The organism is Glycomyces endophyticus, assembly GCF_039531525.1.
GTDB classification, from domain to species: domain Bacteria; phylum Actinomycetota; class Actinomycetes; order Mycobacteriales; family Micromonosporaceae; genus Glycomyces; species Glycomyces endophyticus.
Genome location: NZ_BAAAQF010000023.1, coordinates 99566 through 123969 on the forward strand (window position 1 = coordinate 99566; position 24404 = coordinate 123969).

General features: G+C 74.8%; 22 protein-coding genes. 9 read left to right on the forward strand and 13 right to left on the reverse strand.

What is annotated here, in order from left to right:
* Positions 1-35: 35 nt before the first annotated feature.
* Entirely contained in the window at positions 36-827 is a 792-nt protein-coding gene (locus tag ABD419_RS22160; protein ID WP_344491326.1) for a hypothetical protein, read from the reverse strand.
* A gap of 57 nt (positions 828-884) precedes the next feature.
* Positions 885-2138, reverse strand: a complete 1254-nt coding sequence (locus tag ABD419_RS22165) for a PA2928 family protein (protein WP_344491329.1) — start codon at positions 2136-2138, stop codon at positions 885-887.
* A gap of 105 nt (positions 2139-2243) precedes the next feature.
* Between ABD419_RS22165 and ABD419_RS22170 the strand changes: the two genes are divergently transcribed.
* The 4 genes from ABD419_RS22170 to ABD419_RS22185 are packed head-to-tail and all read left to right on the forward strand — an operon-like array spanning position 2244 to position 7310.
* Positions 2244-3509, forward strand: coding sequence for a hypothetical protein (locus ABD419_RS22170; RefSeq protein WP_344491332.1), 1266 nt, complete (start codon positions 2244-2246; stop codon positions 3507-3509).
* Positions 3506-4513: a hypothetical protein gene (locus tag ABD419_RS22175; protein WP_344491335.1), complete on the forward strand. Its 1008-nt coding sequence runs from the start codon at positions 3506-3508 to the stop codon at positions 4511-4513. The genes ABD419_RS22170 and ABD419_RS22175 overlap by 4 nt, the downstream gene beginning before the upstream one ends.
* Positions 4510-6120, forward strand: a complete 1611-nt coding sequence (locus ABD419_RS22180; protein WP_344491338.1) for an ATP-binding protein — start codon at positions 4510-4512, stop codon at positions 6118-6120. Before ABD419_RS22175 ends, ABD419_RS22180 begins: the two co-directional genes overlap by 4 nt.
* Positions 6117-7310 carry a CHAT domain-containing protein gene (locus tag ABD419_RS22185; protein ID WP_344491341.1) on the forward strand — a complete coding sequence of 398 codons (1194 nt, stop codon included), beginning with the start codon at positions 6117-6119 and terminating at the stop codon, positions 7308-7310. Before ABD419_RS22180 ends, ABD419_RS22185 begins: the two co-directional genes overlap by 4 nt.
* Positions 7311-7312: 2 nt before the next feature.
* Here the strand turns inward: ABD419_RS22185 and ABD419_RS22190 are convergent, their stop codons facing one another.
* Entirely contained in the window at positions 7313-7897 is a 585-nt protein-coding gene (locus ABD419_RS22190; RefSeq protein WP_344491344.1) for a hemerythrin domain-containing protein, read from the reverse strand.
* Here ABD419_RS22190 and ABD419_RS22195 point away from each other — a divergent pair.
* Positions 7874-8467 (forward strand): TIGR03086 family metal-binding protein, encoded by a 594-nt coding sequence (locus tag ABD419_RS22195; protein ID WP_344491347.1) that lies wholly within the window; start codon positions 7874-7876, stop codon positions 8465-8467. The two genes, ABD419_RS22190 and ABD419_RS22195, sit on opposite strands and share 24 nt — an antisense overlap.
* Before the next feature lie 72 nt (positions 8468-8539).
* Here ABD419_RS22195 and ABD419_RS22200 read toward each other — a convergent pair whose 3' ends face one another.
* Together ABD419_RS22200 and ABD419_RS22205 are read right to left on the reverse strand one after the other, a co-directional pair.
* Positions 8540-11026: an MMPL family transporter gene (locus ABD419_RS22200; protein ID WP_344491350.1), complete on the reverse strand. Its 2487-nt coding sequence runs from the start codon at positions 11024-11026 to the stop codon at positions 8540-8542.
* 54 nt (positions 11027-11080) lie between these two features.
* Positions 11081-11713, reverse strand: a complete 633-nt coding sequence (locus tag ABD419_RS22205; RefSeq protein ID WP_344491353.1) for a TetR/AcrR family transcriptional regulator — start codon at positions 11711-11713, stop codon at positions 11081-11083.
* Positions 11714-11979: 266 nt separating this feature from the next.
* On the opposite strand from ABD419_RS22205, the gene ABD419_RS22210 reads away from it, so the two are divergent.
* The 3 genes from ABD419_RS22210 to ABD419_RS22220 are packed head-to-tail and all read left to right on the forward strand — an operon-like array spanning position 11980 to position 14300.
* Positions 11980-13068, forward strand: a complete 1089-nt coding sequence (locus ABD419_RS22210; RefSeq protein WP_344491388.1) for an alcohol dehydrogenase catalytic domain-containing protein — start codon at positions 11980-11982, stop codon at positions 13066-13068.
* 21 nt (positions 13069-13089) lie between these two features.
* A complete protein-coding gene (fabG, locus tag ABD419_RS22215; protein ID WP_344491357.1) occupies positions 13090-13842 on the forward strand; it encodes a 3-oxoacyl-ACP reductase FabG in 753 nt (250 codons plus the stop codon).
* Positions 13839-14300 carry a MaoC family dehydratase gene (locus ABD419_RS22220; RefSeq protein WP_344491360.1) on the forward strand — a complete coding sequence of 154 codons (462 nt, stop codon included), beginning with the start codon at positions 13839-13841 and terminating at the stop codon, positions 14298-14300. Before fabG ends, ABD419_RS22220 begins: the two co-directional genes overlap by 4 nt.
* Before the next feature lie 58 nt (positions 14301-14358).
* Here the strand turns inward: ABD419_RS22220 and ABD419_RS22225 are convergent, their stop codons facing one another.
* Positions 14359-15579, reverse strand: coding sequence for an acetyl-CoA C-acetyltransferase (locus ABD419_RS22225; protein ID WP_344491363.1), 1221 nt, complete (start codon positions 15577-15579; stop codon positions 14359-14361).
* An 11-nt stretch (positions 15580-15590) separates the two neighbouring features.
* On the reverse strand, positions 15591-16775 hold the full coding sequence (locus ABD419_RS22230) for an acyl-CoA dehydrogenase family protein (protein ID WP_344491366.1): 1185 nt from the start codon (positions 16773-16775) through the stop codon (positions 15591-15593).
* 94 nt (positions 16776-16869) lie between these two features.
* Here ABD419_RS22230 and ABD419_RS22235 point away from each other — a divergent pair, with 94 nt between their 5' ends.
* Positions 16870-17292, forward strand: coding sequence for an acyl-CoA thioesterase (locus ABD419_RS22235; protein WP_425556161.1), 423 nt, complete (start codon positions 16870-16872; stop codon positions 17290-17292).
* Here the strand turns inward: ABD419_RS22235 and ABD419_RS22240 are convergent.
* From ABD419_RS22240 to ABD419_RS22265, 6 genes are all read right to left on the reverse strand, one after another.
* On the reverse strand, positions 17289-18872 hold the full coding sequence (locus ABD419_RS22240; RefSeq protein WP_344491369.1) for an AMP-binding protein: 1584 nt from the start codon (positions 18870-18872) through the stop codon (positions 17289-17291). The genes ABD419_RS22235 and ABD419_RS22240 overlap by 4 nt on opposite strands.
* Positions 18869-20110, reverse strand: coding sequence for an acyl-CoA dehydrogenase family protein (locus tag ABD419_RS22245; RefSeq protein ID WP_425556162.1), 1242 nt, complete (start codon positions 20108-20110; stop codon positions 18869-18871). Before ABD419_RS22245 ends, ABD419_RS22240 begins: the two co-directional genes overlap by 4 nt.
* On the reverse strand, positions 20086-21153 hold the full coding sequence (locus tag ABD419_RS22250) for a phosphotransferase family protein (RefSeq protein ID WP_344491372.1): 1068 nt from the start codon (positions 21151-21153) through the stop codon (positions 20086-20088). The genes ABD419_RS22245 and ABD419_RS22250 overlap by 25 nt, the downstream gene beginning before the upstream one ends.
* A gap of 29 nt (positions 21154-21182) precedes the next feature.
* Positions 21183-22457, reverse strand: coding sequence for an ABC transporter substrate-binding protein (locus ABD419_RS22255; protein WP_425556163.1), 1275 nt, complete (start codon positions 22455-22457; stop codon positions 21183-21185).
* Positions 22454-23467 (reverse strand): branched-chain amino acid ABC transporter permease, encoded by a 1014-nt coding sequence (locus ABD419_RS22260; RefSeq protein WP_344491376.1) that lies wholly within the window; start codon positions 23465-23467, stop codon positions 22454-22456. The genes ABD419_RS22255 and ABD419_RS22260 overlap by 4 nt, the downstream gene beginning before the upstream one ends.
* Positions 23464-24404 (reverse strand): branched-chain amino acid ABC transporter permease (locus ABD419_RS22265; RefSeq protein ID WP_344491379.1); only part of this gene is annotated, 941 nt, incomplete at its 5' end. The genes ABD419_RS22265 and ABD419_RS22260, both read right to left, overlap by 4 nt.

The following is a 24404-nucleotide window of genomic DNA, read 5'->3' on the forward strand; positions in this document are numbered from 1 at the left end:
CCCGCCTCGCGGGCGGGTCCGGCACGGGCGGCGGCTCAGGGGGCGACGGCCGTCAGGATGACCACTTCGGACTCGTCGTGGGCCAGGTACCGGACCCGCACGACCATGCCCGGCTGGACCTGCGGGACGGCGCTCGCGTCCATCGGCTTGCGCTGCTTGAGGTCGAACACGGAGCCGTCGGCGCGGGTGACGCGCAGGGCGATGTCCATGACGGCCCGGTCGCCCTGGATCTCGCCGGTCGGGGTGAGCGCGAGGACGACCGCGCGGCCGTCGACGCCCTGCTCGGCGATCTGGAGCTGGCGGGGCGTGACCAGGCCCTTGGCGAGGCGGACGCGGTCGAACGCGGCCTGCATCTCGGCCTGCGGGGCGTCGACGGCGATGACGACGCGGCCGTCGGCGCTGCCGGGCCGGTACCGCACGGGGAGCATCGCGCCGGGGACGACCGCGGCGAGCTCGGTCAGGTCGACGAGGCTGCGCGAGACGGCCCGGAACGACTGGCCGTCGGGGGTGTCGACGTCGAAGAGGATCTCCAGCTGCGGCTGGTCGTTCACCGACAGGCCGGTGCGGGAGACCTGGACGACGGTGCCGATCGCGAGCGGCGCGCCCTCGAACCCCTTGGCGACCATGCCGCGGAGCTCCCGGAGCGGGCCGTCGGCGAGGCGGCTCATCATGCCGAGGAACGGCAGGACCGACACGAGGATGATCGGGCCGGCCATCCAGCCGTTCAGCCACGGGACCGGGCTGTCGGAGGTGAGTCCGGTGAGGACGTACATGCCGGTCGCGGCGAGGCCGGCGAGGAGGACGACGACGTTGACGAACTTGAACATTGCGGTGTTCCTTTCTCGGGGACGATCTGAGTCTCTGCGGGGACCGGCGGCTACCGATCACAGGTTTCGGTCGGCGGGGTCGCCGAAGAGGTCGAGGTCGCCGAAGACGGCGCGGTCGACCGACCCGTCGGGCGCGACGATGACGAGGTCGCTCAGGAGGACCCCGCCCGCCGGCACCGCGGCGACCACGGTGTGGCCGCCGGGCGCGGTCATGCTGCGGCCCAGGCGGTCCGCGGTGGCGAGCGACGCGGTCGGCCGCCCGGTCGCGAGGTCCACGACGGTGAGCGTGAAGCCTTCGGCGCCGGGTTCGGTCCGGTGCTCGACGAGCACGTGGCCGGAGGCCGCGCCGGCGGCCACGCCGCCGGGGAGCGCGAGGTCGACGGCGGCCGCCGGGTCCTCCAGCACGCCGTCGATCAGCCCTTCGACGTCGATCTCCCAGGCCGCGGCGGCCGCGGTCCGGTCGAGGACGATCGCGGCCTCGTAGTAGACGCCGGCGCCGAGCGTCCGGCGTCCGGCGGCGTCCTCCACGGCGAGGCTCGCGCCGAGGGCGCCGGCGGCGGTCGGCTCGAGGCTCACGGTGGCGTCCTCGCCGACCGACGCCGTCGTGGAGGTCGTGCCGCCCAGCGCGGGGGCGTCGCCCTCGGCGGCGAGGCGGCCCCTCCAGGCCTCGGCGACGGCCGGGTCGGCGGGGAGCGCTTCGAGGGCGTCGAGGGCGACCGTGTGGAGCCCGCCGTCGACGTCGAGCGCGACGACGCCCGCCGCGGGGTCGAACCCGTATGCGGCCGTGCCGGAGCCGACCGCCTCCAGGCCCGGCACGTCGCCGGTGACGAGGGCGCCGTCGTCGAGGTCGCGGACCTGGAGGCCGTCCGCGGTCGCGACGTAGGCGTACTCGGCGCCCGCGGCGACGGCCGCGGCGTCCCGGTCCAGCTCGTCGGCGAGCTGCACGTCCCACCGCGTCTCCCCCGACGCGAGGTCGACGGCGGCGAGGCGCACGGCGCTGGCGTCGCTCGACAGCTCGGCGAGGAGGCCGCCGGCCCCGGCGCGGTCGTACGGGACGAGCGCCAGCCCGTCCGCGGAGAACGCGATCCCCGTGCGGAGCATGACGTCCGGTGCGGGCGCGGTCAGGTACTCGCCGCCGATCGCGACGGCGCCGATGCCGAGGGTCAGCGCCGTCGTCGCGCCGAGCATCATGCCGCCGAAGCCGCCGCGGCGCCGCTTCGGCTCCAGCGGATGCTCGGGGGTGCCGTACGGGGACCGCACGAGCTGCGCGTGGGCCGGGAGCGGGCCGGCCGCGCGGAAGTCGCGGAACATCGGGGCCTCCTTCGGGGTGGGCGACGCCGTCAGCGTCGCCCCGCGCGGGCCCCTACCGATCACAGGTTTCGCGTTCGCCGGTACGACTCGACTACACTTCGCGACATGGTCCAAGGCCTCGCGGCCTCGGCGGCCGTCCCGCGCGGAATGCTCGTCGCCGACGCCTGGTCCCAGCTCGGCGATGCCGTGGCGCCCTTGAGCAACGCCTCGGGCCGGCCGCTTGCGCGCACCGTGAAGCTCCTGCTCGACCCGCTCGTCCTGCGGCCCGCCCAGAACCCCCGCTTCTCCGGCGGCGCCGTCGCCGTCGAGCACGTCGACGCGCTCCGCCGGGCGATCCTCGACGCCGGGCCCGCCCTCGCCGCGACCGCCGCCTGGTTCCAGCTCCTCAAGCGCGCCCGCCGCCGCGCCGGCGTCACCGAGGGCCACCCGCAGGACCTGTACTTCCAGCGCTGCTACGAGCTCGCGCACCTCCACGGCGACCCCGCCGCGCTCCCCGACGCGGCCGGCATCGCGGCCGCCGCCGTCGACGACGTGCACGCCGAACGCGGCGAGGTCTCGGCGGACCGCCTGCGCCGCTTCCTGACCGACCCCGCCCGCACCGCCGAGCTCACCGGGCTGCTGCGCGACGCCTGGTCGCACCGGGCCCGCCCGCCCGACGCCCCGGACGGCCCCGCGCCCGGCCTCGCCGCGTTCCTCGACGACTGCGCGACCGCCCCGGACCCGCGCCTGTGGCAGGCCCTGGCGGACGCCGGCGCCGGCACCGCCGAAGCCGCCGACCTCGACCGCCCCGGCGTCGCGTTCGACCACGGCCTCACCGCGCACGAGCGCCCTGCCGCCCCCGAACTCGGCGACCGCGCCGCGAAGCGCAGCCTCCCCAAGCCCTTCGACAGGTCCATCATGGAGCGTCTGTTCGCGGGGCTGACCACCTGGTTCCAGCGCGAGTCCATGGCCGACGTGCCGTCCCTGGTGACCGGGGAGATCGCGCGCTCCGCCGCGCCGTGGCAGCTCGCCGAGGAGCCGAGCCGCGTCGCGATGGCCCTGGGCCGCGGCGCGAGCGCCGGACTCGGCGCCGACGACGCCCGGCCCGCCAGCGACGCCAACGCGCGCCTGCTGCACCGGTGGCGCCGCGAGTCGTACGTCCACCGCGTCCTGCGCCTCCCCGACGCCTCCGCCATCGGCGTCGAGGTGCGCGGCACCAGGGGCGCGTACCTGCGGCGGCTGTGGGTGCGCCTGCACGGCCGCGAACTGCGCGGCGAGGCCACCGCCGCCGACGGGGTGTGGGACCTCCTCGACGGGGCGCTGCGCTCGGTCGTCATGGACCAGCGCGACCGCCTGAAGCGCTCCCTCGCACGAGAGGCGGACCGGTCGTGACCGCCTTCGCGGTCGCGCGGACCGCCGCCGGGACCCTGGTCGGGACCCGCCCGCCCCACCCCGAGCGGACCGCGCTCGTGGAGGCCCGCGGCGCGCTGCTGCACTGGGACGTCCTCGACCGGCGGCCGCACCCGGCCGCCGAGGTCTTCGACGCGCGCGCCGCCGCCGACTGGCTGTGGGAGGTCTACGGGCCCGACGCTGCCGCCGCGATCCTCGGCGACGCGACGGCGGTCGACACCGAGTGGACCTCGCCCGTGCTCGACGCCGCCCGCGACCTCGCGCACCTGCGCTGGGCCGAGGCCTGGTGGCCGTCCTCCCACGCGGCCGCCGTCCCGGCGCTCCCCGGCGGCCTCCTGCGCGCCGAGATCGCCTGGCGCACTTCCGGGACCGAGCACCTCCTGGACGACGAGGACGCCGTCGAGCGGGCCCTCGCCGGGGTCGACCTCGGCTCGCTGGCCGCGTTCGAGGCGGTCCCGGAGGCCGCCGCCCTGCGCGCCGCGCTCGACGACCTCGCCGACGACTACGGGACCGCCCTGAGCGAGCGGGCCCCCGCCCGCGAGGACTACGCCCTGGCGGCCGGCGGCGGGCCCGCGGGCGGCTTCACGCTCGGCTCCGGGGCCACCCCGGTGGACTGGGGCCGCGTCCCGCAGGGCCTGGTCGACGCGGCCGCCGAGGCGACCTGGCAGCTGGTCGACCGCGACGGCGCCCTCGTCATCGCGGTCACGGTGCCCGCCGCGCCGGACACCGTCCGAGGGCCGCTCAGCGCCCGCGTCGGCGGCGCCGCCGTCGACCTGCGCTTCGACCCGCCGAGCAACACGTTCGTCGGCGAGACCCCTGCGCCGCAGGGGTTCCTGATGCTCCCGGCCTCCACGCGCGTCGTCGAGCTGCGCGCGCCCGGGTTCGCCTCGGAGGTGCCGCCCGACCGGCGCGACGCGATCGTCGCGTTCGCCCGGACCAGGCCCACCGCCCCGGACGCCACGCTCACCGAGCGGTCCGCCGCATGAGCGACGACGTGATCGGCATCCGCGGCAGAGCGTCCAGCGGGCCGCGCTGGACGGCGTTCCGCGACTTGAACAACGAGGCCGCCCGGCTCGCCGGGCAGGGCCGCGGCACCGAGGCCGCCGCACTCCTGGAGCGGGCCGTGGCGCTGACCCGCGTCGCCGACGCCGACGCCGCCGGGCTGGACGGCCGCGCCCGCGCGCTCGGGAACCTCGCCGCGCTCGCCGAAGGGCGGGGCGAGACCGGCGAGGCACTGCTGCTCGCCGAGGAGGCCCTCGCCGCCTGCGACGCGGCCCAGGCGCAGGCCGGCGACCGGTACGGGACGGTCGCGGTCCGCGCCTCCCTGCTCGTCAACCGCGCCCAGACCCTCCAGCTCCTCGGCCGCCTCGACGAGGCCCTCGCCGACCTCGATACGGCCCAGGCGATCACCACCGGCGACGGCGCCGACGACGTCTACCTCCGGGTCTCGATCCTCAACTCCCGCAGTGTCCTCCTCATCGGACTCGAACGCTGGGAGGAGGCCGAGGCCGCCGCGAGGCGCACCCTCGGACTCGCCGCGGCCGCCGACCCGCGCCTGACCGGGCACCCGTACGCCAACCTCGCGCTGATCGCCCAGTCCCGCAACGACCACGAGCAGGCCGCGGCCTACCTGCGCCTCGCCGAGCAGATCCACACCGCGTCCGGCGACACCGCGTCGGCCGCCCTCGCCGCCGCCAACCGGGGGCGCGCGGCCATGCGCGCGGGCGACCACGCCGAGGGGCTGCGCCTCCTCGCCGCCGCCGAGGAGGCCCTCGACGCGGCCGAGCAGCCGCTCCGCGCCGCCGAGCTGCGCTACACCCGCGCCCACGCCGCGTTCCAGACCGGCGACCCGGCCCTCGCGAAGGCGCTCCTCCCCGCCGCGACCGCCGCCCTCCGCCAGGCCGGGCACGCCGTGATGCTCGCCGAAGCGCTTGCGCTCCAAGGCGACCTGCTGGCCGCCGAGGGCGACTTCGACGCGGCCGAGGCGGCCCACCTGGAGGCGTGGCGGACCTACGCGGACGCCGGGGCGCTGTACCACCTGACGCGCATCGACCAGCGCCGCGCGTTCGCGTTCACGCGCCGCGCCGAACTCGCCGCCGACCCCGGCGAGCAGCAGACGTACCTGCGCTTCGCCTTCGACCTCGCCGTCCCCGCCGCCCTCGCCACCGACGCGATCCGCCACGGCTTCGCCCCCGGCGGCCCCCGCGAGCGGTGGGCGGCCACGGTCGCCGTCCCGGCGATGGCGCACGCGCTGAGCCTCGCGGCGGCGCTCGGCGTCGGCGCGCTCGTCTCGGAGCTCCTGGAGCACATGAGCGCCACGGTCGCCCTGCACGCCCCGGCCGCGGCGGCCTTCGCGCCGCCCCCCGAACCGCCGGAGCTCCCGGTGCCGGAACCGGACGGCGAGCTCCTGTCGTTCGCCGCCTCCGCCTTCGTCACGGGCGCCTCGGGCGACTTCCCGCCGGTGCGCTTCGCGCTGCCGCCGCGGCTGCGCGTCAACCCCTGGCGCGAGTCGCAGCTGGAGCCGTGGATCCGGGAGACCGAGCGGCGCTACGGGTTCCCGATCCGGTCCGACGAGGTGATCGACACGTGGTGAACCGGCCTGCAGTGCAGCTCAAGCTCGTCGACGCCGACGGGCTCTACTACTCGTGGCGGTGGGAGCACGACCTCGGCGCGATCCAGAACGTCATGGTCGAGGAGGGCCGGGTGCGGCCCGCCCTCGACGCGCTCGCGGAGGCGCTGCCGACGCCGCTGCCGGGCGAGACGGTCGAGCAGGCCCTGGAACGCTCCCTCACCGGCCCTCTGGTGGACCGCGACCGGGAGGCCGGCCTCGCGACCGCGCTCGCGCGCTCGCTCATCCCCTACCGGCTCGCGCAGGAGATGAACGCCCTCCTGGAGCAGGGCCTCCGGCCGCACGTGCGCATCCAGCCGTCCCTCTCGACCGCGCAGGTCCCCTGGGAGGCACTGCGGGTCGACGAGGGCGAGCGGTTCGTCGCGAACGCCGACCTCTCGGTGCTCCCGCCCGCGACCGTGCGCAACTCCCCCGCGCGCCGCCGGTCCGAGTGGCGCCCGGACGGCCCGGTGGTGGCGGTCCTCGACCCGAAGGTCCCCGGCGCGGGCCGCGACCTGGGCTCGGTCCTCGGCGAGGTCGAGGCGGGCTCGCCGCTCGCGAAGCTCGCCGAGGGGCTGGGCTCCAGGCTGATCCCGGCGGGCGACCCCTTCCGGAGGTCCGATGTGGACCGTGACGCGATCGAGCCGCTCCTGGCGACCGCCGCGCGGTTCCTGTACGTGGGCCACGTGACCATCGCCGAGCACGGGCTCGACGCCCGCCTGCACCTGAGCTGCGGCCCGGGGACCACCGGCCGCGCCGCGGTCGTCAACGGGCACCGGCCGCTCACCGCCGCGGACCTGCTGCTGGGCCACCGTCCCGGTGCGCCGCAGGGCTGGGCGATGCCGGACCGGGTGGCGCTCATCGCCTGCGAGAGCGGCGGCGAGGTCCGCTTCGCCGAGCCGGTCGGCCTGGTCGCGGCGGCCCTCCACGCGGGCGCCCGCTACGTGACCGCGACCCGCTGGACGCTCCCCACCGACGAGGGCCTGCGCCGCTTCGCCGGCCTGCCCCCGCTCCTCGCCGAGGCCGTCGCCGCCGTGGACGCCGCCCACGACGCCCCCGATCCCGTCGCGGCCCTGAACGCCTGGCAGCGGACCAAGGCCGCCGCCTGGGAGGCCCAAGGCCGCCCCGAGGACAACCCGGTCGTCTGGGCGGCCCTGGCGACGGCCTTCGGCTGACGCTAGGCGAGTTCTCCCAGGAGCGCCTTGGGATCGCCGCCGAGCGCGAGGGTGTCGAGGACGGCGAGGAGCTGGCGCTCCTCGTACCCGAAGTGGGTCTCCATGACGGCGCCGATGCCGTCGAGGTGGCGGTGGAGGGTGTCGTCGTCGGCGCGGGCGTCGATCGCGGCGGCGAAGCCGCCGAGGAGGTGTTCGAGCATGTTGTGGTCGCGCACGAGGTTGGCGATCACGGGCGCGAGCTCGGGGTGGGCGGCGGTGATCTCGGGGAAGAGGCCGCGGTCCTCGCTCTGGTGGTGGCCGCTGAGGGCGGCGCAGAAGCCGCGGCAGTAGACGAGGAGGTCGGCGCCGACCTCCTCGAACTCGCCGTCGATCGAGCGGCGGGCCAGGTCGAGGGCCCGGCGGAGGCGTTGGTGGACGGTGCGCAGTTGGGTGCTGAACGCGACCAGGCGGTCGGTCTCTGAACTGATGTGGGACTCCTTCTGGTACCGGCGTCCCGCCCGTCGGGACGGGGGCGCCGACCGGCATCGTATCGGACCCGGCGCGGGGGTCCTATGATCCCGATCATGACCGCACTCCTCACGTATCACCGCACGGCCATGGCGACCGCCGTGGACCTCGTCAACCGGGTCGAGCGCTTCGACCTCCCCACGCCGTGCGCGGGGTGGGACCTCGGGCGGCTCCTCGCCCACATGACCGCGCAGAACCTCGGGTTCGCCGCCGCGGCCCGCGGGGACGTCTTCGAGCTGCGCATTTGGGAGGAGGTGCCCGCCACGCCGCAGGCGTTCGCCGATTCGGCGGCCGCGGTGGTGGAGGCGTTCGGCGCCGACGGGGCGCTGGGCCGGGACTGGTCGCTGCTCGCCGGGGCCGACCGGGAGCTGCCCGTGCCCGGCGGGACCGCGCTGGGGTTCCACTTCATCGACTACGTGGTGCACGCCTGGGACGTGGGGGTCTCCATCGGGCGGCGGCCCGAGTTCGGCGTGGAGCTGCTCACCTCCGTGGAGACGCTGGCGTTCGAGGTGCCGCTGAGCGGGCCGTCCCGCACGGGCCCCTACGCGCCGTTCGGTCCCGCCGTGATGCCCGCGGCCGACTCCGGGCCGATGGAGCGGGTGCTCGCGGTGCTGGGCCGGGACCCGAACTGGCGGCCTCCGCGGGGCTAGCGACCCCGCGCATGAGCATGAGCGAAGGCCCCCTTCGCCGCTCGGCGAAGGGGGCCTGACCGTGCTGCGGCGCTACGCCTCGGCCTTCTCCTCGTGGGGGTGGCGCCGCTCCAGTGCGGCGCCCTCCACGTCGACGTCGGGCAGGATGCGGTCGAGCCACTTCGGCAGCCACCACGCCTTGTCGCCCACCAGGTGCATGAGCGCGGGGATGATGAGCATCCGCACCAGGAACGCGTCGACGAGCACGCCGAAGGCGAGCGCGAAGCCGATGGGCCGGATCATCGTCGAGTGGGAGAAGATGAACCCGCCGAAGACCGCCATCATGATGATCGCGGCGGCCGTGACGACCGACCGGCCGGCGCGCACGCCGAGGACCACCGACTGGCGCGCGGGCGCGCCGTGCGCGTACGCCTCGCGCATGCCCGAGCCGATGAACAGCATGTAGTCCATGGCGAGGCCGAACAGGATGCCGACCAGGAGCGTCGGCAGGAAGTTCAGGATCGGGCCGGGGGTGTCGACGCCGAACACGTCGGCGAGCCAGCCCCACTGGTAGATCGCGACGACGCCGCCGAGGGCCGCGAAGTAGCTGAGGATGAAGCCCAGCGTCGCGAGGACCGGCACGAGGATCGAGCGGAACACCAGGATCAGGATGATGAGCGACAGGCCCACGACGACCGCGAGGTAGACCGGGAGCGCGTCGGCGAGGATCTCGGAGATGTCGATGTTGCCGCTGGCGGAGCCGGCGACGCCGATCTCCTCGACGCCGTCGACGGAGAGGTCGCGCAGGGAGTGGACGAGCTCCTGTGTGGACTCGCTGGTGGGGCCCTCCTCGGGGATGACCTGGAAGGCCATGGTCCTGCCGTCTTCCGAGGTGCCGATGGGCGCGACGGCGACCACGTCGTCCTCGCCGGCGACGGCCTCGGCGACGGCGACCTGCGCGGTGAGCGAGGCGGCGTCGTCGGGGGCCTCGGCGAGGTCGGCGACCACGAGCAGTGAGCCGTTCTGGCCCTCGCCGAACCGGTCGGCGATGGTCGCGTACGCCTGGTACTGCGTGGTGTCGTGCTGTTCGGAGGACCCGTCGGGCAGGTTGAGCCGCAGGTCCATCGCGGGGAGCGCGACGGCGATGAGGGCGCCGAGGCCGACGAGGACGCGCAGGACGGCGCGGCCGGTGTGCATCGGCTGCGGGTCGGGCTTGCGCTCGGCGGTGTCGTGCGCGTCGCGTGCCCTGCGTTCGCGCTTGCTGAGGATGCGCAGGCCGGCGAGGCGCAGGAGCGCGGGGATGAAGGTGATGGCGACGAGGACCGCGATCGCGATGCAGAACGCGCCGATGGAGCCCATGAGGCCGAGGAACGGGATGCCGGTGATGTTCAGGGCCACCAGGGCGATGAGGACGGTGGCGCCGGCGAAGACGACCGCGTTGCCGGAGGTGCCGGTGGCGAGCGCGATCGACTCGTCGACCTCGTAGCCGTCCTTGAGCTGGCGGCGGTGGCGGTTGACGATGAACAGCGAGTAGTCGATGCCGACGGCGAGGCCGAGCATGAGGCCGAGGATCGGGGTCACCGAGGTCATCTCGACCGCCCCGGAGAGCGACATGCTGGCGAGGGCGCCGATGCCGACGGCGACGAGGGCCGTGGCGAGCGGCAGGACGGCGCCGATGAAGGTGCCGAGCATGAGGACGAGGACGATGCCGGCGACGACGAGGCCGATGACCTCGCTGACGCCCGCGATGGCGGGGACGGAGTCCTGCATCTCGGAGGAGTAGTCGACCTCCACGCCGTCCACAGGGGAGTCCTCGAAGACGGCGCGCACGTCGTCCTTGGTCTCGGGCGTGACCTCCATCTGGGTCTCGTCGAAGGAGACGGTGACGATCGCGGCGGACCCGTCCGAGGAGACGACCCCGGCGTCGGCGGCGAGTTCGAGGAGGGTCGCGCCCTCTTCGAGGGCGAGCGACTGGGCTTCGAGTTCGGCGTAGCCGGCGTCGAGTTCGGCCTGCTGGGCGTCGAGTTCGGCGTAGCCGGCGTCGAGCTGGGCCTGCTGGGCGTCGAGCTCGGGGCTGTCGCCGGCCTGTTCGCGGGCGGCGTCGAGCTGGGCCTGGGACGCGTCGAGCTCGGTGCGGGCGGTTTCGAGCTGCGTGCGGCCCTGGTCGGCCTGGGTGAGGCCGGCGTCGATCTGGGTGCGGCCCTCGTCGATCTGGGTCTGCTGCTCGTCGCGCTGGGCCTCGGTGGCGAAGGGGTCGACGACGGTGGCGACGCCGTCGACGTCGTCGGCCTCGGCGATGAGCGCCGAGATCGCGGCCTGCTGCGCGGAGGTGAAGGCGTCGCCGTTCTCGGTGGCGACGACGATGCTGCCGGTGCCGCCGGAGGCCTCGGGGAGGGCCTCGGCGAGGTGGTCGGTGACCTCCTCGGTGGGGGTGCCCGGGATGGAGAGCGTGGTGGCGAACGCGCCTCCGAAGAGGACGAACGCGGCGGCGGCGGCCGCGAGGACCAGCGCCCATGCGGCGATGACGGTTTTGGCGCGGCGGGCGCACCAGCGCCCGACGCGGTACAGGAACTCGGCCATGTGGTCTCCTGGTTCGGCGGTTCGACGAATCGACGGTACGGGTGTTTCGGGCGCTCAGGCGCCGGGTTCTCGCAGGACTGCGGTGGTACGGGCGACGAGCCGGTCCCAGGCCCGCCGCGAGGCGGGCGTGTCGGCGGCCCCGGTCTCCTCGATCCAGAGGTGGACGAATCCGAGGAGGCCGCCGCAGAAGGCGGCCACGAGGAGCCGCACGGCGAGGGCGTCGACCTCGGGGTGGCGGCGGGCCATCGCGGCGGTCATGCGCTCGGTGAAGAGGGTGAACGCGCGCTGCATGAGGACGGCCTCGCGGTTGCCGGGCTGCGGGTCGGCGCCGCCGAGGATCGCGAAGAGCTCGACGACGATCGGGACGAGGTGGTCGGCGGAGGCGGTGGCGACGAGGTCGGCGATGACGGTGTCGGGCTCGCGCTCGGCGCTGGCGGCCTGGGCGGACATGCGGTCGACGACCTGGGTGAGCATGTGCCCGGAGACCTCGGTGACGACGTCTTCGAGGGTGGCGAAGTGGTTGAAGACGGTGCGGCGCGAGACGTCGGCGGCGGCGGCGAGCTCGTCGACGGAGAAGTCGGCGCTGCGCCGCCTCGTCATGAGGTCGGCGGCGGCGTCGAGGATCGCCCTGCGGCTCTTGGCCTTGAGGGCGGCGCGGCGGTCGGTGGGCCCGGTGGTCTCGGCCATGCCGCCTACACTAAATGCAACGATGCACTGAGTGCATCCTTCTGTGGAACTTCCCACAGGCCCGGTCACGCCGCGGAGCGGTCGCGTCGCGCTCGGGGACACCGGCGGCGGGGCCCGGCCCGCCGGAGGCGTGCGGACTCGGTCCGGGACGGGGGTAGCGCTACAAACCGTCCAGTCGGTATGCTGAGCGGGATCGGCGGCCCCGCGTCGTCCGGTCGGGCCGTGCGGCCATGATGGCCGTGCACCACAACGACGAGGAGGTCGCCGTGGAGATCACCGGTGCCGTGCTGGAGCGCTGCGGAGCGCCCGCGCCGTACGCCGAGTCGAGGCCGGTCGCGCTGGGGCCGCTGGAGCTCGACGGCCCCGGGCCGGGCGAGCTGCTGGTGCGGGTCGAGGTCGCGGGGATCTGCCACTCGGACCTGTCGGTGGTCGACGGCAGCCGCGTGCGGCCGGTGCCGATGCTCCTGGGCCACGAGGCCGCGGGGATCGTGGAGGCCGGCGGGCCCGGCACCGGCGTGCCGGTCGGCCGCCGCGTCGTCATGACCTTCCTCCCCCGGTGCGGCCGGTGCGAGGAGTGCGGCACGCACGGCCGCCTCCCCTGCGCGGTCGGCAGCGCCGCGAACGCCGCCGGGACGCTCGTCGGCGGGGCCGTCAGGCTCAGCCGCCGCGGCGAGCCCGTCGCCCACCACCTCGGCGTCAGCGCGTTCGCCACGCACGCCGTGGTCTCCGAGAGCTCCGTCGTGCCCGTCGACGACGACGTGCCGCCCGACATCGCCGCGCTCCTGGGGTGCGCGGTGCTCACCGGCGGCGGCGCGGTCGTCAACGCGGGCAGGCCGAACGCGGGCGAGACGGTCGCCGTCGTGGGCCTCGGCGGGGTCGGCATGGCCGCGCTCCTCGTCGCGCGGGCCCTGGGCCACGAGGTGGTCGGCGTCGACACCGTGCCCGCGAAGCTCGAACTCGCCCGGTCGCTCGGCGCCGAGGCCCGCACCCCCGACGGGGCCGCGGACCTGCGCGCGCCCGTCGTCGTGGAGGCGGCCGGCTCGGCGCGGGCCTTCGAGACCGCGTTCGCGCTCACCGCGCCCGGCGGCACCACCGTCACCGTGGGCCTCCCCCACCCCGACGCCCGCGCGCAGGTCTCGCCGCTGCGCCTCACGGCCGAGGCCCGCACCGTCGTCGGCTCCTACCTGGGCTCGGCCGTCCCCGGCGACGACGTCCCCCGCTACGCCGACCTCTGGCGCGCCGGGCGGCTCCCGCTCGACCGGCTCGTCTCCGACCGGATCGGCCTCGACGGCCTCCCGGCCGCGCTCGACCGCCTCGCCTCCGGCGAGGCCCTGCGCCAGCTCATCGTGTTCTGACCTTCGAAGGGACCCAAGCCAATGACCGCAAGGACCGCCATCGTCACCGGCGCCGCGCGCGGCATCGGGGCCGCCACGGCCCGCCGCCTCGCCGCCGAGGGGCACGCCGTCGCCGTCCTCGACCTCGCCGAGGAGCAGGCGCAGGCCACCGCCGACGCCATCAACGCCAAGGGCGGCAAGGCCATCGCCGTCGGGGCCGACGTCGCCGACGAGGACGCCGCCGCGGCCGCGGTCGCGCGCGTCGCCGCCGAGCTCGGCCCGCCGCAGATCCTCGTCAACAACGCCGGCATCCTCCGCGACAACCTGCTGTTCAAGATGAGCGCGGGCGACTGGGACGCCGTGCTCGGCGTCCACCTGCGCGGCGCGTTCCTCATGAGCCGCGCCGTCCAGTCGTCCATGGTGGAGGCCGGATGGGGCCGGATCGTCAACCTCTCCAGCACCTCCGCGCTCGGCAACCGCGGCCAGGCGAACTACGCCGCCGCGAAGGCCGGGATGCAGGGCTTCACCAAGACCCTCGCGATCGAGCTGGGCCGCTTCGGGATCACCGCGAACGCCGTCGCCCCCGGGTTCATCGAGACCGAGATGACGAAGGCCACCGCCGAGCGCGTCGGCGTGCCCTTCGAGGACTTCCTCGCGCACGCCGCCAAGGAGACCCCGGTCGGGCGCGTCGGCCAGCCCGAGGACATCGCCGCCGCCGTCGCGTACTTCTGCTCCGAGGACGCCGGGTTCGTCTCCGGCCAGGTCCTCTACGTGGCGGGAGGGCCGAAGGCATGAGCGGTCCCATCACCGCGGCCTCGCCCGCGGACCTCGCGAACGCCCTCGGCGCCAAGGCGACCAGCAAGTGGCTGGAGATCGACCAGGCCCGCGTCGACGCGTTCGCCGACGCCACCGGCGACCACCAGTGGATCCACACCGACCCCGAGCGGGCCGCGGCCGGGCCGTTCGGCGGGCCCATCGCGCACGGGTACCTGACGCTGTCGCTGCTGCCGATGCTCCTGGGCGGGCTCATCGCGATCGACGGCCTCGCCATGAGCGTCAACTACGGCCTCGACCGGCTGCGGTTCCTCCAGCCGGTCCCGGTCGGCGCCCGCGTCCGCGCGGTCGTGGAGCTCGCCTCCGCCGAGGCCACCGCCCGCGGCGTGCGCGCCGGCTACGACGTGACCGTGGAGATCGAAGGGGCCGACAAGCCCGCGCTCGTCGCGCGGACCATCACCCTCTACGTCCCCGAGTAGCGGACCCGAAGCGGCGCGGGCCTTGTGGGCCCGCGCCGCTTTCGTGTGGAATCAAAGCTCAGAGGCGTTCGAGCACCATCGCCATGCCCTGCCCGCCGCCGACGCACATGGCCTCCAGGCCGTAGCGCCCGCCCGTGTCCTCCAGGGCGTTCAGCAGCGTCGAGGTGATCCGCGCGCCGGTCATCCCGAACGGGTGCCCGACCGCGATCGCGCCGCCCTTGACGTTCAGCTGCTCCTCGTCGATCCCGAGGTCCATCGCCGACGGGATGACCTGCGCCGCGAACGCCTCGTTGATCTCGACCAGGTCGATGTCCTCGATCCCCATGCCCGCCAGCGCGAGCGCGCGCCGGGACGCCTCGACCGGGCCGAGGCCCATGATCTCCGGGGAGAGCCCGGAGACGCCGGTGGAGACGATGCGGGCGATCGGGTCGAGGCCGAGTTCGGCGACGACGCGGTCGGAGACGATCACGAGGGCGGCGGCGCCGTCGTTGAGCGGGCAGGCGTTCCCGGCGGTGACCGTCCCGTTCGGACGGAACACGGGGTCGAGTCCGGCGAGCTTCGCGATCGTGGTGCCGGGCCGGGGGCCGTCGTCGGCGGCGACGACGGTGCCGTCGGGGAGGGTGACGGGGGTGATGTCCTTGGCCCAGAAGCCGTCGGCGATGGCGCGCTGGGCGCGCTGCTGGCTGCGGGCGGCGAAGGCGTCCTGCTGCTCGCGGGTGACGCCGCGGATCGCGGCGACGTTCTCGGCGGTCTGGCCCATGGCGATGTAGGGGTCGGGGAGGCGGCCCTCGTCGCGGGGGTCGGTCCAGCCGAAGGCGCCGCCGGCGCGCTTGGCGGTGCGGAGCATGGCGTCGGTGAAGACGGGGTTCTCCAGTTCGGCGCCGGCGATGGCGTCGCTGGAGCCGACGTCCATGCCGGAGACGGACTCCACGCCCGCGGAGACGAAGACGTCGCCTTCGCCGGCCTTGATGGCGTGGAAGGCCATGCGGGTGGTCTGGAGGCTGGAGGAGCAGTAGCGGGTGACGGTGGCGCCGGGGACGGTGTCCCAGCCGAGCGCGACGGCGACGACGCGGGCCATGTTCATGCCCTGGCGGCCGCCGGGGAGGCCGCAGCCGAGGAGGAGGTCGTCGATGCGGGCCGGGTCGAGGGCGGGGACCTTGTCGACGGCGGCGCGGATCATCTGGGCGGCGAGGTCGTCGGCGCGGGCGTCCTTGAGGGAGCCCTTGTGGGCGCGGCCGATCGGGGAGCGGGCGGTGGCGGCGATGTAGGCCTCGGTCATGTCGGTTCCTTTCAGACGAATGCCTGGTGTCCGGTGATCGCCCTGCCGACGATCAGGGTGTTCATGTCGTAGGTGCCTTCGTAGGAGTAGACGGCCTCGGCGTCGGCGAAGAAGCGGGCGACGCCGTGGTCGAGCTGGATGCCGTTGCCGCCGAGGACGGCGCGGGCGCGCGCGACGACGTCGCGCATGCGGGCGGTGCAGAAGGCCTTGGCCATGGCGGCGTGCTCGTCGCGGCGCCTCCCGGCGTCCTCGAGCTGGGCGACGCGGACGCAGACGGCGAGTCCGGCGGTGACGTCGGCGAGGTTCTCGGCGAGCTTCTGCTGCACGAGCTGGAAGGAGGCGATGGGGCGGCCGAACTGCTCGCGCTCCTTGGCGTAGCGGACGGCGGCCTCGTGGGCGCCGACGGCGATGCCCATGGCCTCCCAGGCGACGCCGACCCGGGTGGGGCCGAGGACGCCGGCGAGGTCCTTGAAGGAGTCGACGCGCTGGAGGCGGTCGGATTCGGGGACCTCGACGCCGGTGAGGGTGATGTCGGCGTTCTGGACGCCGCGCAGGGACTGCTTGCGCTCGATCTTCTCGGCCTTGAAGCCGGGGGCGTCCTTGGGGACGATGAAGCCCTTGACCTGGCCGTCGTCGATGTCCTTGGCCCAGATGAGGGTGATGTCGGCGAAGGTGGCGTTGCCGATCCAGCGCTTGGCGCCGTCGAGGATCCAGGTGTCGCCGCGGCGGGTGGCGGTGGTGCGGAGGCCGCGGGCGGTGTCGGAGCCGGCGAGGGGCTCGGTGAGGCCGAAGGCGCCGATGACCTCGCCGCGGCCCATGGGCGGGAGCCACTTGGCGCGCTGCTCGGGGGAGCCGCCGACGCCGATGGCGCCCATGGCGAGTCCGGAGGTGACGCCGACGAAGGTGGCGAAGGAGGCGTCGACGCGGGCGATCTCGACGGCGGCCCAGCCGCGGAAGAGGGCGCTGTTCTCGAAGCGGCGGGACTCGGGCCAGGCGGTGCCGATGACGCCGGTGGCGGCGATGCCGGGGATGAGGTGGTGGGGGAACTCGGCGCGCTCCCAGTGGTCGTCGGCGATGGGGCGGACCTCGCGCTCCATGAAGTCGCGGAGGCGGAGGGCGGCCTCCTGCTCGACGGGGGTGAGCAGGTCCTGGAAGGCGTAGAAGTCGGCGTCGAGTCCGGTGGTCGCGTCGGTCATGATGGCTCCTGGCGGGTCGGGCCGAACGATGAAACCGTCCGGTCGGTATGTTAGAGGCATGTCGATGTCCCATGGAGCCCCCGAAGGAGCCGCCGTGACCAACCGCCATTCGTTCCCGCTGCGCTGGAACGACAACGACCAGTACGGCCACATGAACAACACCGTGTACTACGAGGCGATGGACTCGGCGGTGAACACCTGGATGATGCGCCGCGCGGGCCTGGACCCGGCCGGGGACGTGATCGGGCTGGCCCGGGCCTCGTCGTGCGAGTTCCTGGCGCCCGCCTCGTTCCCGGAGGTCCTGGAGGTGGACATCGAGGTGGCCCGCCTCGGGGCCACCTCGGTCACGTGGGACCTGGCGATCCTGCGCGAGGGCGCGCCCGATCGGGGCGCGCCGCTCGCGCTGGGGCGGTTCACGCACGTGTTCGTGGACCGCGCCGGGCGGCGCCCGGTGCCGGTGCCCGCGCCGATCCGCGCCGCCGTGGAGGCCGAGCTGCGGATCGGCGAGGCGGTCTAGGAGCCGAACTCCTGGACCAGTGCGCGCTTGAGGACCTTCCCGCTCGCCCCGAGCGGGAGCTCCTCGAGCACGTGCACCACCCGCGGGTACTTGTACGCCGCGACCTTCTCCTTCATGTACGCCACGACCTCCGCGGCGTCGACCGCCGCGCCCTGGGCCGGGACGACCGCCGCGTGGACCTCCTGCCCGTGCGTCTCGTGCGGGACGCCGAAGACGGCCGCGATCGAGACGTGCGGGTGGCGGGCCAGGACGGCCTCGACCTCCGTGGGGTACACGTTGTACCCGTTGCGGATGATCATGTCCTTCTTGCGGTCGACGATGGTCACGATCCGCTCGGCGCTGACCGTGCCGAGGTCGCCGGTGCGGAACCAGCCGTCGACGATCGTCTGCGCGGTGGCGTCGGGCCGGCCGAGGTACCCCTTCATGAGGTTGTGCCCGCGGATGACGATCTCGCCGAGCTCGCCCGGGCCGAGGAGCTCGATCCGGTCCTCCACGTCGGGGTCCGCGGCGGCGACGTCGACGCCCCAGATCGGGGTCCCCACGGTCCCGGGCCGGATCGGCTCGCCGACCATGTTGAACGTGGCCGACGGCGCGGTCTCGGTGAGCCCGTAGCCCTCGTGGACCTCCGCGCCGAAGGTCCGCTCGAACGCCTCCAGCAGCGCCACCGGCAGGGCCGCACCGCCCGAGACGGCGAACCGCAGCGGCGGGCGGTCGGCGGTGCGCTTGGCCGCCTCGATCATGCCGGCGAAGTTCGTGGGCACCGCGGTGAACACGGTCCCCCCGTGGCGGATCAGCAGCGCCAGCGCCTCGTCGGCGTCGAACTTGGGCAGCAGGATGATCGAGGCCCCGCGCCGGAACGCGATGTTGAGGACCGCCATCTGCCCGAAGGAGTGGAAGAACGGGAGGCCGCCGTAGACGACGTCCTCGCGGGTGAGCGGGAACGAGTCGATGAGCGAGACGTGGACCTGCTCGACCATCGCCAGGTGGGTGCCGACGGCGCCCTTGGGGGTGCCGGTGGTGCCGGAGGTGTAGAGGACGGTGGCGGCGTCGAGCGGGTTGACGGAGGCGTACCGCTCGATCGGTTCGGCCTGCGCCGCTTCGGCTTCGAGGCGGGACACCGGGTGGCCGCCGATCTCCAGGCCCTCGGGGGCGAGGACGGTGGTGAGCGGGGTGCCGGTGCGGGCGGCGGCGGGTGCGGCCTCGGCGAGGAGCGGCGCGGCGGCCACGAGGAGCTCGGTGCCGGAGTCCTCGAGGACGAACGCGATCTCGTCGGCCTTGAACAGCAGGTGGATCGGGACGATGACGGCGCCGAGCGCGAGCGCGGCGTAGTAGACGCGGGGGAAGTCGGGGACGTTGGGGACGAGCATGGCGACGCGGGAGCCGCGGCCGACGCCGCGCGCGGCGAGGGCGCCGGCGTAGGCGCGGGTCTGGTCCCAGAGGGGCCCGTAGGGGATGGTGTGCCCCATGAAGTGGAGGGCGGGCGCGTCGGGCGTGCGGCGCGCGGTGTCGGCGAGGATGGCGGCGATCGAGAGGGTGCCGTGGCCGGGACCGTCGATGGCGGGGTCGGGTCGGTGCGTCATTGCACAACTCCTTCCATTAAGGATGATTGTAGTCGCAGCTCGGCCTTGCCCAGGGCCGCGACGTGGACTTCGTCGGGTCCGTCGGCCAGGCGCAGTGCCCGTGCGGCGGTGAACATCTCGGCCAGCGGGTGGTCGCCGGAGAGGCCGGCGGCCCCGAACACCTGCATCGCGCGGTCCAGGATGCGCTGCACCGCACGGGGAACGGCGACCTTGATCGCCTGGATCTCCTGCATGGCGGCGCGGTTGCCCGCGGTGTCCATGAGCCACGCCGTCTTGAGGACCAGCAGGCGCAGGGCCTCGATCTCGACGCGCGCGTCCGCGGCCCACTCGCGCAGGACCCCTTGGCGGGCGAGGGGGCCGCCGAACGCGACCCGCTCGTTCGCCCTGCCGCGCACCAGGTCGAGAGCCCGCTCGGCCATGCCGAGGGCCCGCATGCAGTGGTGCACCCGGCCCGGCCCGAGGCGGGCCTGCGCGATCGCGAACCCGTCCCCCGCCTCGCCGAGCAGGTTCCCCGCGGGGACGCGCACGTCCTCGAACAGGACCTCGGCGTGGCCGCCGTGGTCGCGGTCGTCGTAGCCGAGCACCGTGAGGGGCCGGATGACCGAGACGCCGGGGGTGCCGCGCGGGACCAGGACCATGGACTGCTGGCGGTGCCGCGGCCCGTTCGGGTCGGTCTTGCCCATCACGACCAGCAGCGCGCAGTCGGGGTTCATCGCCCCGGTGGCGAACCACTTGCGGCCGTTGACCACCCACTCGTCCCCCTCCCGGTGGACCCGGGTGCCGATCTGGGACGCGTCGGAGGACGCCGTGCCCGGTTCGGTCATGCAGAACGCCGAGCGGATGCGCGCCTCCAGGAGCGGCTCCAGCCACTCCTCCTGCTGCGCGGGCGTGCCGAAGTGCGCCAGGAGCTCCATGTTGCCGGTGTCCGGGGCGTTGCAGTTCATCGCGGCCGGAGCGAGCCGGGGGCTGCGGCCGGTGAGCTCGGCGACCGGCGCGTACCGCAGGTTCGACAGGCCGCCGCCGTAGCCGTGCGGGCCGGGCGGCAGGAACAGGTTCCACAGGCCCCGCTCGCGGGCGGCCTCCTGGAGGTCGCGCACCACGGGCCGCACCCGCCAGTCGCCGGGCGTGTCCTCGACCTGCTTCGCGAGCACGGGCTCGGCGGGCAGCACGTGCTCGTCGAGGAACGTGCGCGCCTCGTCGGCGAACGCGCGGGTCATCTCGTCCGGTCGGAAATCCACAGGCCCTCCTCGGCCAGCGGCGCGACGAGCGCGCCGATCGCATCGAATCCCTCGCCGACGGTCTGCCCCTTCGTGAACCGGAAGTGGACGCCTTCGAGGATGACGGCGAGCTTGTAGCAGGCGAACGCCCGGTACCAGCGCAGGTCCGGGACCGCGGTCCCGGCGCGGGCGGCGTACGCGTCGGCGACCTCGTCGAACGACGGGTAGCCGGCGCCGGGCACGATCGGGCCCGCCGCGCGCTCGCCGCCGGGCAGTTCCCTGATGTGCCAGTACATGCCGAGCATCCCCAGGTCCACGAGCGGGTCGCCGAGCGTGGCCATCTCCCAGTCGAGGACCGCGGCGATCCGCGGCGCGTCCGGCTGGCCGGCGACGAGCATGTTGTCGAGCCGGTAGTCGCCGTGGACGATCCCCGACCGGGCCGAGGCCGGCACCGCGGCCGCGAGCCGCTCGCCGAGCGCGTCCAGGGCCGGGACCTCCCGGGACCGGGACGCGTCGAGCTGGCGCCGCCAGGTGCGCATCTGCCGGTCGAGGTACCCCTCGGGCCGGCCGAAGCCGCCGAGCCCGAGCGGGCCGGGCGCGGCGGCGTGCAGGTCCGCGAGGATCTCGGCGACCTCGAGGCCGAGGCGGTGCAGGCCCGCGGTCGTCCAGTCCGCGTTGCGGTCCGGATGGTCGAGGACCTGCCCGTCGACGTGCTCCATGACGAAGAAGACCGTGCCGGTGACCTCCCCGGACGCCGTGTCGTCCACGACGTCCACGGTGGCCGGCACCGGGATCGTGCCCCGCAGGGCCGAGATCACCCGGTGCTCGCGCCGCATGTCGTGCGCGGTCGGCAGGGCGTGGCCCAGGGGCGGGCGGCGCAGCACCAGCGGCGTCTTGCCCCCGTCGACCCGGTACGTCAGGTTCGAGCGGCCGCCGTCGATGAGCGCGGCCCGCAGCGGCCCCCCGCCGGCCAGCCCGGGATGCTCCCGGGCCAGCCAGCGGGCGAGCCCCGCGATGTCGAGACCAGGCACGTCGGGCCCCGGCGCTTGCGCGTCGTCGGTCATCGATCTCCTTCTCCTCTGGGGCGTCCCGGCTACGAGCCGGGGATGCCCTCGTTCTCGAGCGGGACGGGGCTCGGCTCGACCGAGGTCACCTGGCCCGCGGACACTTCGTAGGTGGTGCCGATGTAGTCCTGGACGCCCTCGTTCACCGTGGTGACGCCCACGGCCCGGTACGCGGCGTGGTCGTCGCCGCTGAACGACAGCGGCACGATCCCGTTGCCCACCAGGTCGCCCGACTCGACCGCGGCCACCAGCGACTCGCGGGTCGGGTCCTCGCCCGCCGCGGCGAGCGCCTCGGCGAACAGGTAGCCGACGCTCATCCCGAAGATGGTGTTCCCGGTGTACGGCGCGCCGTCGTTGTACTCGTCGTTGATCTGGCGGAACAGCGCGTCCCACTCGCCGCCCGCGCTGGAGGGCAGGTAGTTGACGCTCACCATGCCCTGGAGCAGGACCGGGGCGAGGTCCTCGCCGAGGTAGCCCGCGAGGGTCGGGTAGTCGGCGCCCGAGGACGAGACGTACCACTTCGGGAACCACTCCATCTGCGCCGCGGTGCCCACGGCCATCGCCGTGAACCCGTTGATGGTGCCGAGGACGTTCACCTGGCACCCGGCGGCCATCATCGCGCCGATCTGCGCGGTCAGGTCCTCCGCGGACACCGAGTAGTTCTGGACCTCGGCGATCTCGTTGGAGCCCACCACGGTCTCGACGCCCTCGATGATCCCCTCGCCGTAGTCGTCGTCCTGGCCGAGCACGCAGATCACGGCCTCCGGGTCCTGCTCGACCGCGTACTGCGCGAGCGCCGCGCCCTCGGTCACGTAGTCGGCGTTGAACGCGAAGGTGTTGTCGTACACGTTCGGCTGGTTCCACGTCAGCGACCCCGAGGACACGAACAGGTCCGGGACGCCCTGCTGGTCGAGGTAGTCCAGGACCGACGAGTGCGTGGGCGTGCCGAGGCCGTTGACGACGGCGAAGACGTCCTCCTCGGTCACCAGCTCGCGCACGGCGGTCTGCGTCGCCGCCGGGTCGTACGCGTCGTCCTTGACGAGGTACTCGATGTCGCGGCCGTGGATGCCGCCGTTGGCGTTCACGTACTCGAAGTACGCGGTCGTCGCGGCCGAGATCGCCGAGTACCCGGCCGCGGCCGGGCCGGTCAGCGGCTGGTGCGTGCCGATCGTGACGGTGTCGTCGGTGACGCCGGGGACGTCCTCGTCGCCGCCGGGGGTGCTGCACGCGGCCAGGCCGAGCGCCGCCGCCGCGGCCAGGGCCGCCGCGTTCTTGAAGGGGTTGGGAGTTCGCAATCCGATCACCTCTCTGTGGTCGTGGAAGGGGTAGCGAAGCGGAAGGGCCGGGCGGCGCGGAGCCGGTCGAGCAGACGGGAGGCGCCGCCCGGCCAGATCACCGTGAGGGTGATGAGGCCGGCGCCGAAGAGGAGGACGGCGAGGTTGCCGTCCAGGCGCCGGCCGAGATCGGCCGGTGCGAGGGCCACCAGTTCGTCGATGGCCCATGGGAGGACGGTCACGAGGACTGACCCGACGGCCGCGCCGCCGATGGAGCCGAGGCCCCCGGCGACGGCCGCGACCACGAGCAGGAGCGAGAACGCGAGCCCGTAGCCGCCGGGCGTGACCTGCTGGGTGGCGATCGCCAGGACCGCGCCGCCGAGCCCGGCCGGGACCGCGCTCGCGACGAACGCGCCGGTCTTCACCGCCCCGGGGTCTACACCGGACAGGCGGGACGCGGTCTCGTCGTCGAGGACCGCGCGCATCCGCAGCCCGGCCCGGCCGGACCGCAGCACCACCAGGGGCGTCACGGCGACCGCGGCGACCGCGATGGCGAGCCAGGCGTGCCACTGCTCCACGGCGATGAGCGTCGAGAGCGCCTCGGGCACGGCGAAGAACGGGGCGCGGGCGCCCTGGTCGCCGTCGAGCGGCAGCGTGTTCGCGGCCGCGGGCAGGGCGATGACGAGCGCGAGCGTGAGCCCGGCGAGGTAGGGGCCGCGCAGGCGGGCGGCGGCCGCGCCGAGGAGGAGCCCGAGGAGCCCGGCGACGACCGCGGCGGCGGCGAGGCCGACGAGCAGCGCCGCGATCCACGGGCCGTCCACCGCCGAGGCGGCGTAGGCGAACCCGTACCCGCCCGCGGCCATGAGGACGGCGTGCCCGAGCGAGAGCTGCCCGGTGAGTCCGACCAGGACGGTGAGCCCGGCGACGGCGGCGAAGCACGCGGCGGCCGTGGCGAGCTGGTAGTTGCGGAACGGGTCGAGGCCGAAGGTCGCGGCGATCGCCAGGACGGTGAGGAGCAGGGCCCGGACGGAGGTCTTCATGCGGTCCTCGCTTCTCGGGGGGCGAACAGGCCGCCGGGGCGGACGAGCAGGACGAGGGTCATGAGGCCGAGCACCGCGAGCGGGGCCGCCGAGGCCGAGACGTAGCCGGTGACGAGGCTGACGAGCAGGCCCACGCCGATCCCGGCGAGGAGCGCCCCGAGCGGGGAGTCGAGGCCGCCGATGACCGCGACCGCGAAGGCGTTCACGAACAGCAGGTCGGCGGCGTGCGGGTTGAGCCCGAGTTCGGTGGGCACCAGCAGGAGCGCGGCGAGCGAGGCGGCGGCGACCGAGAGCGCCCACCCGAGGGTGACCATGCGCGGCACGCGGACGCCGAGGAGCCGGGCCGTCTCGGGCGCGAACGCCGCGGCGCGCAGCTGGAGGCCGAGCGAGGTGCGGTTGAACAGGAGCGCGAGCGCGGTCATGACGGCGGCGGCCGCCGCGAGCGTGAACAGGTCGTACGGGGAGAGGACCGGGACGCCGCCGACGATGAAGGGCCGCTCGGAGAACGGCGGGTGCATCGGCCGGTGCTCGGGCCCGAACGCGATGGCGAGCCCGGCCTGGAGGACCATGACCAGCCCGATCGCGACGATGATCCCCGGCAGCGGCGCGTGGACCGGGAGGCGCCGCATGAGGCCCCGCTCGGCGGCCGCGCCGAGGAGGGCTCCGGCCGCGAGCCCGGTGAGGAGCCCGGCCCAGTAGGAGCCGGTCGCGGCGGTGACGGCGAACGCGGCGTAGACCGCGGCGGCGGCCATGGCGGCCTGCGCGAAGTTCACCACTCGCGCGGTGCGCCAGACGATCACGAGCGAGAGCGCGAACAGCGCGAGCACGGCCCCGCGGGCGAGCCCGGCGGCGGTGAGGAAGACGAAGCGGTCCATCAGCGGGCCTCCCTGGAGGCGCGGCGGCAGGCCGGCGGGGCGTCGGCGACGCGGCGGCCGGT